Raw genomic sequence first — 12487 nt, 5'->3', positions numbered from 1 at the left:
GATGGGCGCAGTGTAAAAAACATTTGCCAGTGCTTTTCACTATATAAGCGCCTATATTTGGCGACAATTCTCGGCAAAACCCCTTTTCACGGAGGCGCATCCCCTATGCGTACCAACACCCAGACCAAACGCGAGCTGGACAAGATCGATCGCAATATCCTGCGCATCCTGCAAGCGGACGGACGGATTTCATTTACCGAGCTGGGGGAAAAGGTTGGTCTGTCGACCACGCCCTGCACTGAGCGGGTGCGGCGCCTGGAGCGCGAGGGGATCATCATGGGCTACAACGCCCGGCTCAACCCACAGCACCTGAAAGGCAGCCTGCTGGTGTTCGTCGAGATCAGCCTCGACTACAAATCCGGCGACACCTTCGAAGAATTCCGACGCGCCGTGCTGAAATTGCCCCACGTGCTGGAGTGCCACCTGGTGTCAGGCGACTTCGACTACCTGGTGAAGGCGCGGATTTCCGAGATGGCCTCGTACCGCAAACTGCTGGGCGACATCCTGCTCAAGTTGCCTCACGTGCGTGAGTCCAAGAGCTATATCGTGATGGAAGAGGTCAAGGAAAGCCTGAATTTGCCGATTCCGGATTGATCCAGACTGCTAGACCAGGACCTGGCGCGTGCTGGCCATGTAAGCGTGAATCTGCTTCTCGACTCGCGGATGAATCAGCTCCACCGGGCCACGGCCGTTGGGGCATGGCAGGCTCGGCGTGGTGCCGAACAGCCGGCAGATCAGCGGCCGTTCGTCATACACGGTGCAGCCGTTGGGGCCCAGGTGCACGCAGTTGAGTTCCTCCATGGCGGCATCCTGCTCGGCCCGGGTCTTGCGCGGCAGGCGCGACATTTCTTCCGGCGAAGTGGTCACCGGACCACAGCAATCGTGGCAGCCGGGCACGCACTCGAAGGAGGGAATCTGCTGACGCAGTGTGCGAACGGTCTGGCGGTTGCAGCTCATCGAAACGAATACCGAAATGGGACAAGCCGGAATTTTGCCTTAAATACCCGGCACCAGACAGTCGCAACCGACCAATGTTGCCCGGGCCGAAAGGTCCGGCTTATGCTCCGTAAAATTTACTCAACACCCGACTATCAGGATCGCCCCATGACTGCCCGCGTCCAGCCACCGGTGCCGAGCAACCACACCGCCTCCTATTACGCTGCCACGAGCCAGGCGCAGCCGGATTATCCAGTGCTGCAAGGCGAACAATTGGCGGACGTGTGCGTGGTCGGCGGCGGCTTTTCCGGCTTGAACACCGCCATCGAACTGGCCCAACGCGGCTTCAGCGTGATCCTGCTGGAAGCCCGCAAGATCGGTTGGGGTGCCAGTGGACGCAATGGCGGGCAGTTGATCCGCGGCGTCGGTCACGGCCTCGACCAATTCGCCCCGGTGCTGGGCACCGACGGCGTGCGGCAGATGAAACTGATGGGCCTGGAGGCGGTGGACCTGGTGCGCCAGCGCGTCGAACAGTTGCAGATCGCCTGCGACCTGACCTGGGGTTACTGCGACCTGGCCAACAAACCTCGCGACCTCGAAGGTTTTGCCGAGGACGCCGAGGAACTGCGCAGCCTCGGCTACCGCCATGAGATGCACCTGCTGCAGGCTGACGAGATGCACAGCGTGGTGGGTTCGGACCGCTATGTCGGTGGCCTGATCGATATGGGATCGGGACATCTGCACCCGCTGAATCTGGCGCTGGGGGAAGCCGCTGCCGCCGCGCAACTGGGCGTGCAGTTGTTCGAACAGTCTGCCGTCAGCCGCATAGATTACGGCACCGAGATCAAGGTCCACACGGCTCAGGGTACGGTTCGTGCGAAAAACCTGGTACTTGGTTGCAACGCCTATCTGAACGAGCTCAACCCGGAACTCAGCGGCAAAGTGCTGCCCGCCGGCAGCTACATCATCGCCACCGAGCCCTTGAGTGAAGAACAGGCGCATGCCGTTCTGCCGCAGAACATGGCGGTGTGCGACCAGCGGGTGGCCCTGGACTACTACCGTCTTTCGGCCGACCGTCGCCTGCTGTTCGGCGGCGCCTGCCACTACTCCGGCCGCGATCCAGCGGACATCGCCGCCTATATGCGGCCGAAGATGCTGGAAGTGTTCCCACAACTGGCCGGCGTGAAAATCGACTATCAGTGGGGCGGGATGATCGGCATCGGCGCCAATCGCCTGCCACAAATCGGCCGCCTCAAGGATCAGCCAAATGTCTATTACGCCCAGGCGTACTCAGGGCATGGGGTGAACGTGACGCACCTGGCCGGCAAGCTGCTGGGCGAAGCCATCAGCGGCCAGCAAGGCGGTGGCTTCGACCTGTTCGCCAAGGTGCCGCACATGACCTTCCCCGGTGGTCGACACCTGCGCTCACCGCTGCTGGCACTGGGCATGCTGTGGCATCGACTCAAAGAGTTGGCGTGAGCTGATCGATCACAGCTGCCAGAACGGCTTCAAACCCTCGGCACGCGCCTGCTCCCGGCTCAACCCGACGTCGCGCAACTGCTCCGGGGTCAGCTCGAGCAAGGTTTTGCGCGTGTGCAGACGATGCCAGAACAGGCCCCAGCGGCCCAGGCAGGACGGCGCATTGCGCAGCGCTTGCGCACCCATGCCCCACTCACGCCCTGCCTCCAGTTCCTGACTGTGTAACGTCAACCGCACATCGCTCAAGCCGTTCATTTCGCATGCTCCTGTTTACTTGGGTAGCCAGAGATTCCATGATGCGCGGAGCTGAAAAACCGTTACAGATTCAATAGAACTGTATTACTTCCATACAGTTTTTCCGATTTCCCGGCTGAATCACGGTTTTTCCACGTATCTGTACTGGTACCCACCCTGAGGCTGCGCCATGACGCTCTATGTCAACCTCGCCGAATTGCTCGGCACCCGTATCGAACAGGGCTTCTATCGCCCCGGCGACCGCCTGCCCTCGGTGCGGGCCTTGAGCATTGAACACGGGGTCAGCTTGAGCACCGTGCAACAGGCCTATCGGGTACTCGAAGACAGCGGCCTGGCGCGGCCGAAGCCAAAGTCCGGTTATTTCGTACCGGTGGGCCGCGAACTGCCCGAGCTGCCGGTAGTGGGGCGTCCCGCCCAGCGCCCGGTGGATATTTCGCAGTGGGACCAGGTGCTGGAACTGATCCGCGCCGTGCCGCGCAAGGACGTGGTGCAGCTGGGCCGCGGCATGCCGGATGTGACCACGCCGACCATGAAACCGCTGCTGCGCAACCTGGCGCGCATCAGTCGCCGGCAGGACATGCCCGGACTGTATTACGACAACATCTACGGCACCCTCGAACTGCGTGAGCAAATCGCCCGGCTGATGCTCGATTCCGGCAGCCAGTTGAGCGCCAACGACCTGGTGATCACCACCGGTTGCCACGAAGCGCTGTCCACCAGCATCCGCGCGATCTGTGTGCCCGGAGACATCGTCGCCGTCGACTCACCGAGTTTTCACGGGGCCATGCAGACCCTCAAGGGCCTGGGCATGAAAGCCCTGGAAATCCCCACCGACCCACTCACCGGGATCAGCCTCGAAGCACTGGAACTGGCCCTGGAGCAATGGCCGATCAAGGCCATACAGTTGACGCCCAACTGCAACAACCCGCTGGGCTACATCATGCCGGAGTCGCGCAAACGCGCGTTGTTGACGCTTGCCCAGCGCTTTGACGTGGCCATCATCGAAGACGATGTGTATGGCGAACTGGCGTATACCTACCCTCGCCCTCGCACCATCAAGTCGTTCGACGAGGACGGTCGCGTGCTGCTGTGCAGCTCGTTCTCCAAGACCCTGGCACCCGGCCTGCGCATCGGCTGGGTGGCGCCGGGACGCTACCTGGAGCGCGTGCTGCACATGAAATACATCAGCACCGGCTCCACCGCGCCACAACCGCAGATCGCCATCGCCGAATTTCTCAAAGGCGGGCACTTCGAACCTCACTTGCGGCGGATGCGCACGCAGTACCAGCGCAACCGCGACCTGATGCTCGATTGGGTCAGCCGTTATTTTCCGGCCGGCACCCGTGCCAGCCGTCCTCAAGGCAGCTTCATGCTCTGGGTCGAATTGCCGGAAGGCTTCGACACCCTCAAGCTCAATCGGGTCTTGCTCGATCAGGGCGTACAGATCGCGGTCGGCAGCATCTTTTCCGCCTCGGGCAAGTACCGCAATTGCCTGCGCATGAACTACGCGGCCAAGCCGACCCCGCAGGTCGAAGAGGCGGTGCGCAAGGTCGGTGCAGCGGCGATCAAGCTGTTGGCCGAATGCCCCGACGGCGACCGCTGAACATCGGCAAAGCCGTGCCATACTTCGAGCCTGGTCTTCAGCGGGAACCTTCGCCTTGCGCCCACGACACGCCCTGCTCTGCGCGTTACTCGTCACGCTGATAAGCGGTTGCGCCACCCTGAATGCTCCGCGCGAGCCCAGCCAGGCATTGCCAGCGGCCGAGTCGGCGTTCGGCCGCTCGATCCAGGCCCAGGCGGCCGAACACCAAGGCCGCTCGGGCTTTCGCCTGCTCTCGGACAGCAGCGAAGCCTTCGCCGCCCGGGCCGAATTGATCCGCAATGCGCAACGCAGCCTCGATTTGCAGTACTACATCGTCCATGACGGCATCAGCACCCGGCTGCTGGTGAGTGAACTGCTCAAGGCCGCCGACCGCGGCGTGCGTGTGCGCATCCTGCTCGACGACTTCACCAGCGATGGCCAGGACCAGACCATTGCCACCCTCGCCGCCCATCCGCAGATCCAGATTCGCCTGTTCAACCCCCTGGCCCTCGGCCGCAGCACCGGGGTCACGCGGGCCATGGGCCGGCTGTTCGACTTGTCGCTGCAACACCGGCGCATGCACAACAAGCTGTGGCTGGCTGACAACAGTGCGGCGATTGTCGGTGGGCGCAATATCGGCGATGAGTATTTCGATGCCGAACCCAAGCTCAATTTCACCGATATCGACCTGCTGGGGATCGGACCGGTCGCCGAACAGCTCGGGCACAGCTTCGACCAGTACTGGAACAGCGCCCTGAGCAAACCGGTCGCCGAAGTGATCTCCAGCCAACCCGACACCCGCGACCTGGCGAAGTCCCGCGAGCGACTGCAGGCGTACCTCGACCAAACCCGCCAGCAAAACCACGCGCTCTACCAGCAACTGAAGACTTATCAGACCGATCCGCGCCTGGACCTCTGGCGAAGCGAGCTGATCTGGGCCTGGAACCAGGCGCTGTGGGATGCGCCGAGCAAAGTCCTGGCCAGCGGCGAGCCCGATCCGCAACTGTTGCTGACCACCCAACTGGCGCCCGAGATGCAACGCGTCAACCAGGAACTGGTGATGGTCTCCGCCTACTTCGTGCCCGGCCCGCCCGGCCTGGTCTACCTGACCGGACGCGCCGATGCCGGGGTGGCGGTCAGTCTCCTGACCAACTCCCTGGAGGCCACCGACGTGCCCGCAGTCCATGGCGGCTACGCGCCCTACCGCAAGGCATTGCTGGAGCATGGCGTGCGCCTGTTCGAATTGCGTCGCCAGCCGGGCGATGGCGGTGGCAGCGGGCCGAATCTGTTCCGCAGCTCGGCCTATCGCGGTTCCGACTCCAGCCTGCACAGCAAGGCGATCATCTTCGACGGGCAAAAGGCATTTATCGGTTCGTTCAATTTCGATCCGCGCTCGGTGCTGTGGAACACCGAGGTCGGGGTCCTGGTCGACAGCCCGGAGCTGGCCGGGCAGGTGCGCGAGCTGGCCTTGCAAGGCATGGCGCCGACCTTGAGCTACGAGGTGCGGCTGGAGGATGGCGCGCTGGTGTGGGTCACCGAAGACAATGGCCAGATGCATACCGTGACGCAGGAACCGGGCAACTGGTGGCGACGCTTCAATGCCTGGCTCAGCAACACCGTGGGCCTGGAGCGCATGCTCTGACTTCAGGCAGTCTGCGCCTCGCCAAACGCGCCCTGGCGCAACAGCAGGATCACCAGGCCAAAGGCCCCCGCCGCCATCAACCAGGGCAAGGCGTGACCACTGACCCACTGGCTGCCGGCACCGGCAGCGAGCGGCCCGACCAAACACCCGATGCCCCACAGTTGCGCGACATGGGCGTTGGCGCGCACCAGGGCATCGTCACGGTAACGCTCGCCAATGAGGATCAGCGACAAGGTAAACAGGCCCCCGGCGCTGGCGCCGAACAGCACCCACAGCGGCCAGATCAATAGCGTATCGAGCAACATCGGAATCGCCAGGCTCGAGAGCATGAGGATCACCGCGCAACCCGTGAACAAGGCGCGTCGTGACAGGTAGTCCGCCAGGGCACCAATCGGCAACTGCAATAACGCATCTCCGACTACCACAGTGCTGACCATCGCCAGGGCGACTTGCTCGGTGAACCCCTGTTGCAGGCAATACACCGGCAGCAGGGTCAGAATCATTGCCTCGAAGGCCGCGAATAACGACACGCCCCAGGCAATCGCCGGCAGACCACGACAAAAACCCAATAGATCCCTGAAGGTCACACTCATCGCCTCACTGCTCGGCGCACCACTGCGCCCCAAGAGCACCAGCGGTGAAATGACCAGCAGTACCACACCCACCCAGAAGCCCAGATCGTTGGCGGTGCCCAACACCCCCAGCAGCAGCGGGCCGGCCAATTGGCTCAAGGCATAACTGCAGCCATACAGCGCGACCAAGCGGCCGCGCCATTGCTCGACCACCAGTTGATTGATCCAGCTTTCGCCGAGGATGAACACGATGGTCAGGATGACCCCGATCATCAGCCGTAACAGCAGCCACACCGGATAACTGGGCATCAACGCCAGCAAGCCGATGGACAATGCGCCGGCCCACAAGCACAGGCGCATCAGGTTGGCGGTGCCCAGTCGGGCCGCCAGGCGACTGGAGATTTTCGCCCCCAGCAGCACGCCCACCGCCGGCATGGCCGCCATGACCCCGATCGCAAACGCGCCATAGCCCCAGCTTTCCAGGCGAAACGACACCAGCGGCATGCTCACGCCCAACGCCAGGCCGACACTCAGGACCGACGCCAAAACGGCGAAATAGGTGCCCCAACGCATGTTCCACGCTCCTGTGGATAATTTTTATGGCAGAGACAACACAGCCGGGCCTTCTTGCGAAGAGCCCGGCTGCGAGTGGATCAAGGCAGGCGTGGTACGCCCGCCAGAGAAGTTACAGCTTGATCCAGGTCGCCTTCAGTTCGGTGTACTTGTCGAACGCGTGCAGCGACTTGTCACGGCCGTTGCCCGACTGCTTGAAGCCGCCGAACGGTGCGGTCATGTCGCCACCATCGTACTGGTTGACCCACACGCTACCGGCGCGCAGGGCCTTGGCGGTCAGGTGCGCCTTGGAGATGTCCTGGGTCCATACCGCTGCGGCCAGGCCGTAAGGCGTGTCGTTGGCGATCGCAACGGCTTCTTCGGCGCTATCGAAAGTAATCACCGACAGCACGGGGCCGAAGATTTCTTCCTGGGCGATTTTCATCGCGTTGCTCACACCGTCGAAAATGGTCGGCTCGACGTAGGTACCACCGGTTTCCTCGAGGATGCGCTTGCCGCCGGCAACCAGTTTGGCGCCGTCGCTGTGCCCGGACTCGATGTACGACAGGACGGTGTTCATTTGCTGGGTGTCGACCAGCGCACCCACAGTGGTCGACGGATCCAGCGGATTGCCCGGCTTCCAGGTTTTCAGCGCCTCGATCACCAGTGGCAGGAATGTGTCCTTGATCGAACGCTCCACCAGCAGGCGCGAGCCGGCGGTGCACACCTCGCCCTGGTTGAACGCGATGGCGCCGGCTGCGGACTCTGCAGCGGCCTGCAGGTCCGGCGCATCGGCGAACACGATGTTCGGGCTCTTGCCACCGGCTTCCAGCCACACACGTTTCATGTTCGATTCGCCGGAATAGATCATCAGTTGCTTGGCGATCTTGGTCGAACCGGTGAACACCAGGGTATCGACGTCCATGTGCAGGGCGAGCGCCTTGCCCACGGTGTGGCCGTAACCCGGCAGCACGTTGAGCACGCCTTTCGGGATACCGGCTTCGACGGCCAGTGCGGCGATGCGGATGGCGGTCAGCGGTGATTTTTCCGACGGCTTGAGGATCACCGAGTTACCGGTGGACAACGCCGGCCCCAGTTTCCAGCAGGCCATCATCAACGGGAAGTTCCACGGCACGATAGCGCCCACCACGCCCACTGGCTCACGGGTCACCAGACCTAGCTGGTCATGGGGAGTTGCAGCCACTTCGTCGTAGATCTTGTCGATGGCCTCGCCGCTCCAGCTCAGCGCCTGGGCAGCACCGGGAACGTCGATGTACAGCGAGTCGCTGATCGGCTTGCCCATGTCCAGGGTTTCAAGCAAGGCCAGTTCTTCGGCATGCTGCTTGAGCAGGCCGGCAAAACGAATCATGGTGGATTTGCGCTTGGCCGGCGCCAGGCGCGACCAGACACCGGAATTGAAGGTGGCGCGGGCGTTTTCCACGGCGCGCTGGGCGTCGGCGGCGTCACAGCTGGCGATCTTGCCCAGCAGACGACCATCGACCGGGCTGATGCACTCGAATGTCTCGCTGGAGACCGCATCGGTGTATTCGCCATTGATATAGGCGCGGCCTTCGATTTTCAGGTCGCGGGCACGTTGTTCCCAGTCGGCACGGGTCAGGGTGGTCATGCGAGTGTCCTCCTCTTATTGAAAACGACGCCCGCGTCGTTGGCGGGCGCTGTCAGGAATTGGGCCCGGCCAGCCTGAAAATCGGCCCTGGGCACCCGCCACCCTAAACCAGCCACACCCGAAGTTTCAATATATTTGACAAATGCTCAACAAACGGCCTTGCGATGTTCATTTTAATAAACATAGACTCGGCCTTTTCCAACCACTCGCGCCGCAATCACGGGGGATTACAAGAATGAGCATCCAGGACGTCGTCGACTTCAGCCAAGCCACCACTGCCGCCGAGCGCTACCGCCCGGACCCGGCCAAAGTCCTCAAGGGCGATCCGGAACAAACCGTCTACAACCACTACAACAGCCCCTGTGGCCAGTTGAATGCCGGCGTGTGGGAAGGTGCGGTTGGCCACTGGACGGTGAATTTCACCGAACATGAATACTGCGAAATCGTTCAGGGCGTGTCAGTTCTGCGGGACCAGGACGGCAATGCCAAGACCCTGCGCACCGGCGATCGGTTTGTCATCCCTGCCGGGTTCAAAGGCACCTGGGAAGTGCTGGAACACTGCCGCAAGATCTACGTGGCGTTTGAGGCAAAAGCCTAACTATTTACCGCATCGCGGGTCATGCACGGGAGGAGGATCGCCCTGTCCATCCGGACACCTCACTTCATTAATGGAATAATGAACATGACCAACGAAGAAGCTCTACAGGCACTGCAACACCTGATCGGCCAGCCATACAGCACGTCTGTGAAGGCTACTGTCAGCCAACTGACCGGCCGTAACCGCGTTGTAGGTGCCAATGAAGTCGCGACCAAGGAAATGGATCCTGCGCGCATTCACATCATCGTCAGTGCCAGCGGCACCATCGAAGCCTTCCGCTTCGGTTGATACTCGCTACATCTGTTAAGCGCACTATGAGGAAGGCCCGTCTCTCGTGAGACGGGCCTTTTCCGTATCAACGGGAGCGCACAGGATTTGTGCTACCCGAAACCCGCAAGGAGGCACCATGCCTGATACACAAGACCCCTGCGATATTTCGGTCGCCCAATACACGGTGGGCCAGACGTTCACCACGCAATTGCTCGAAGAAGTGCGCGCCAGGGCAAATGGCGCACCAGTGCGGGTCACGGGCCCACGCTACGCATCAGACTTCAGACGCGTACCGCGCCGGATCAGCCTGCTGACCAACGCCGAGAATGTCATTGTCGCGATTCAGTGCGGCTGATTGACCGGCAGCTTTTCAAACGAAACAAAAAAGGCCCGTATCTCGCGATACGGGCCTTTTTCGTAAGAGGGGAAAATCAATTACTTGATTTTGCCTTCCTTGTAGATCACGTGCTTGCGAACAACCGGATCATATTTCTTGATCTCGATTTTGTCCGGGGTAGTACGCTTGTTCTTGTCGGTAGTGTAGAAGTGACCAGTACCGGCGCTCGAGATCAAACGAATCAATTCACGCATGATTAGCTCCCTTAAACCTTGCCATCGCGACGAAGTTCGGCCAGCACTACGCTGATGCCGCGCTTGTCGATGATACGCATGCCTTTGGCGGATACGCGCAGACGCACGAAACGTTTCTCTTCTTCAACCCAGAAGCGGTGATGCTGCAGGTTCGGCAGGAAACGACGACGGGTTTTGTTGTTTGCGTGGGAAATGTTATTCCCGGTTACCGGACCCTTACCGGTAACTTGACATACTCTAGACATGCCTCAGCCCTCTAAAACCACATGCCCAACCCGGCATGGGTTGGCCGCTTAATCTCTAGTCATTGTGGCGCCAGGCGCCGCGATTCTTTAGAGGTCTTACCGGCTACACCTACAGTGAAGGAACCGGGCCCCTAGAAAAGAGCGCTGCTTTATACCAGAAAGACCTCAGGGCAACAACTATTGGTGTAAACAGAGTTTTCCAAAAGCCCGAAATTCCGGCGCCAGGCGCTTTGGATAAAGGCTATCGACGGCAAAGACCACTCGTCGCAGAACATCGACCAAGTGCCTCACCCTCACGCCACACCGGCGCCACTTTACGCTAATTCGCCCCGCCGCGGGACCTTGCCCGGCTTATAAGAGCACCGACAAAACGAAAAAGGGGATAGTCATTTGCAGGACAGCCCACTAGGGTAGGCCTTTTCCAGACTGCACTCGCAGATGGGCCTTCGATCTGCAAAGGAATCCACACATGCGCCTCGCTGCCCTACCGCTGTTGCTTGCCCCACTCCTGCTGAGCCCACTGGCCCAGGCAGCCGCCCTGAGCGTCTGCACCGAGGCCAGCCCGGAGGGCTTCGATGTCGTCCAATACAACTCGCTGACCACCACCAACGCGTCGGCCGACGTCTTGATGAATCGCCTTGTGGATTTTGACACCCAGAGCGCCAAGGTGGTCCCAAGCCTGGCCGACAGTTGGGAAGTCTCGCCCGACGGCCTGACCTATGTATTCAAGCTGCACCCACAGGTGAAGTTCCACCGCACCGACTACTTCACCCCGACCCGTGAGCTGACGGCCGAAGACGTGAAGTTCAGCTTCGATCGCATGCTCGACCCGGCCAATCCCTGGCACAAGGTCGCCCAGAGCGGCTTCCCCCATGCCCAGTCGATGCAGTTGCCTGCACTGATCAAGAAAATCGACGCCCTTGACCCACTGACAGTGCGCTTCACTCTCGACCACGCCGACTCGACGTTTCTCGCCACCCTGAGCATGGGGTTCGCCTCGATCTATTCGGCGGAGTATGCCGATCAACTGCTCAAGGCCGGCACCCCGGAAAAGCTCAATACCCAGCCGATTGGCAGTGGCCCGTTCGTTTTTGGTCGTTTCCAGAAAGACGCTTCGATCCGCTACAAATCCAACCGTGACTACTTCGCGGGCAAGCCGGCGGTCGATACCCTGATCTTCGCCATCACCCCGGATGCCAACGTGCGCCTGCAGAAACTGCGGCGCAATGAATGCCAGATCGCCCTGTCGCCCAAGCCATTGGACGTTCAGGCTGCGACTCAGGAACCGACCCTCAAGGTCGAGAGCACGCCTGCGTTCATGACCGCGTTCGTGGCAATCAACAGCACCCATCCACCGCTGGACAAGCCGGAAGTACGCCAGGCGATCAACCTTGCGTTCGACAAGCCGAGCTACCTCAAAGCCGTCTTCGAGGACACCGCGCAAGCCGCCAACGGCCCATACCCGCCCAATACCTGGAGCTATGCCAAGGACGTGCCCGGCTACCCGCAGGACCTCGCCAAGGCCCGTGCACTGATGGCCAAGGCCGGCCTCAAGGAAGGTTTCCAGACCACCATCTGGACCCGCCCGTCCGGCAGCCTGCTCAACCCCAACCCGAGCCTGGGCGCCCAACTGCTGCAGGCGGATCTGGCGGAGATCGGCATTCAGGCGGAAATTCGTGTGATCGAATGGGGTGAACTGATTCGTCGCGCCAAGGCCGGCGAACACGACCTTCTATTCATGGGCTGGGCCGGCGACAACGGTGATCCGGATAACTTCCTCACCCCGCAATTCTCCTGCGCTGCGGTGAAATCGGGCACCAACTTTGCCCGGTATTGCGATCAGGGCCTGGATAAATTGATCAACGCCGGCAAGACCACCACCGAGCAAGGCGTGCGCAGCAAACTCTACGAGCAGGCCCAGGCGCAGATCCACCAGCAAGCCCTGTGGCTGCCCCTGGCCCACCCGACCGCCTACGCGCTGACGCGCAAGGACGTCGAGGGTTACCAGGTCAGCCCGTTTGGGCGGCAGGATTTTTCGAAGGTCAATCTCAAATAACCCGCAAACCTCTGTAGGAGCGAGCCTGCTCGCGATGGCGCCGTGTCAGTCGCCCCATGCGGCAATTAAAAAATGGCATCGC

The 12487-nt window shown here is 61.3% G+C and carries 14 protein-coding genes; 8 read left to right on the top strand and 6 right to left on the bottom strand.

Translation table 11 applies throughout. From position 1 onward, the window contains the following. The first annotated feature begins 105 nt into the window (after positions 1–105). Positions 106–594, top strand: coding sequence for an Lrp/AsnC ligand binding domain-containing protein (locus tag ACZYR5_RS05500; protein ID WP_003206849.1), 489 nt, complete (start codon positions 106–108; stop codon positions 592–594). Between the two features lie 9 nt (positions 595–603). Here the strand turns inward: ACZYR5_RS05500 and ACZYR5_RS05495 are convergent, their stop codons facing one another. After that, entirely contained in the window at positions 604–957 is a 354-nt protein-coding gene (locus ACZYR5_RS05495) for a YkgJ family cysteine cluster protein (RefSeq protein ID WP_489088831.1), read from the bottom strand. 147 nt (positions 958–1104) lie between these two features. Between ACZYR5_RS05495 and ACZYR5_RS05490 the strand changes: the two genes are divergently transcribed. Further along, complete coding sequence (locus ACZYR5_RS05490; RefSeq protein WP_489088832.1) at positions 1105–2415, top strand: NAD(P)/FAD-dependent oxidoreductase; 1311 nt, start codon at positions 1105–1107, stop codon at positions 2413–2415. Positions 2416–2424: 9 nt separating this feature from the next. Here ACZYR5_RS05490 and ACZYR5_RS05485 read toward each other — a convergent pair whose 3' ends face one another. Then, positions 2425–2670, bottom strand: a complete 246-nt coding sequence (locus ACZYR5_RS05485; protein ID WP_489088833.1) for a DUF1127 domain-containing protein — start codon at positions 2668–2670, stop codon at positions 2425–2427. Positions 2671–2839: 169 nt separating this feature from the next. Here ACZYR5_RS05485 and ACZYR5_RS05480 point away from each other — a divergent pair, with 169 nt between their 5' ends. Continuing rightward, positions 2840–4273 (top strand): aminotransferase-like domain-containing protein, encoded by a 1434-nt coding sequence (locus ACZYR5_RS05480; RefSeq protein WP_489088834.1) that lies wholly within the window; start codon positions 2840–2842, stop codon positions 4271–4273. Positions 4274–4328: 55 nt separating this feature from the next. Further along, positions 4329–5894 carry a phospholipase D family protein gene (locus tag ACZYR5_RS05475; RefSeq protein WP_489088835.1) on the top strand — a complete coding sequence of 522 codons (1566 nt, stop codon included), beginning with the start codon at positions 4329–4331 and terminating at the stop codon, positions 5892–5894. Between the two features lie 2 nt (positions 5895–5896). On the opposite strand, the gene ACZYR5_RS05470 is transcribed toward ACZYR5_RS05475, so the two are convergent. Both ACZYR5_RS05470 and ACZYR5_RS05465 read right to left on the bottom strand, forming a co-directional pair. Beyond that, positions 5897–7039 (bottom strand): MFS transporter, encoded by a 1143-nt coding sequence (locus ACZYR5_RS05470; protein WP_489088836.1) that lies wholly within the window; start codon positions 7037–7039, stop codon positions 5897–5899. Positions 7040–7151: 112 nt separating this feature from the next. Then, entirely contained in the window at positions 7152–8645 is a 1494-nt protein-coding gene (locus ACZYR5_RS05465; RefSeq protein WP_489088837.1) for an aldehyde dehydrogenase, read from the bottom strand. A gap of 235 nt (positions 8646–8880) precedes the next feature. Here ACZYR5_RS05465 and ACZYR5_RS05460 point away from each other — a divergent pair, with 235 nt between their 5' ends. The 3 genes from ACZYR5_RS05460 to ACZYR5_RS05450 all read left to right on the top strand — a co-directional run bounded on the left by ACZYR5_RS05460 (position 8881) and on the right by ACZYR5_RS05450 (position 9868). Then, positions 8881–9243, top strand: a complete 363-nt coding sequence (locus tag ACZYR5_RS05460) for a cupin domain-containing protein (protein ID WP_489088838.1) — start codon at positions 8881–8883, stop codon at positions 9241–9243. An 84-nt stretch (positions 9244–9327) separates the two neighbouring features. Next, complete coding sequence (locus ACZYR5_RS05455) at positions 9328–9531, top strand: I78 family peptidase inhibitor (protein WP_489088839.1); 204 nt, start codon at positions 9328–9330, stop codon at positions 9529–9531. A 118-nt stretch (positions 9532–9649) separates the two neighbouring features. Further along, positions 9650–9868 carry an I78 family peptidase inhibitor gene (locus ACZYR5_RS05450; RefSeq protein WP_489088840.1) on the top strand — a complete coding sequence of 73 codons (219 nt, stop codon included), beginning with the start codon at positions 9650–9652 and terminating at the stop codon, positions 9866–9868. A gap of 80 nt (positions 9869–9948) precedes the next feature. On the opposite strand, the gene rpmG is transcribed toward ACZYR5_RS05450, so the two are convergent. Both rpmG and rpmB read right to left on the bottom strand, forming a co-directional pair. Further along, positions 9949–10104: a 50S ribosomal protein L33 gene (gene rpmG / locus ACZYR5_RS05445; protein WP_003177274.1), complete on the bottom strand. Its 156-nt coding sequence runs from the start codon at positions 10102–10104 to the stop codon at positions 9949–9951. A gap of 11 nt (positions 10105–10115) precedes the next feature. Beyond that, positions 10116–10349, bottom strand: a complete 234-nt coding sequence (gene rpmB, locus ACZYR5_RS05440; RefSeq protein ID WP_003177273.1) for a 50S ribosomal protein L28 — start codon at positions 10347–10349, stop codon at positions 10116–10118. A 469-nt stretch (positions 10350–10818) separates the two neighbouring features. Between rpmB and ACZYR5_RS05435 the strand changes: the two genes are divergently transcribed. Further along, positions 10819–12405 carry an ABC transporter substrate-binding protein gene (locus tag ACZYR5_RS05435; protein ID WP_489088841.1) on the top strand — a complete coding sequence of 529 codons (1587 nt, stop codon included), beginning with the start codon at positions 10819–10821 and terminating at the stop codon, positions 12403–12405. The last annotated feature ends 82 nt before the right edge of the window (positions 12406–12487 follow it).

The sequence above is a fragment of the Pseudomonas sp. F007 genome, from assembly GCF_057814275.1.
The sequence above is the reverse complement of the archived record's forward strand: the minus strand, read 5'-3'. Positions and strand labels throughout refer to the sequence as shown.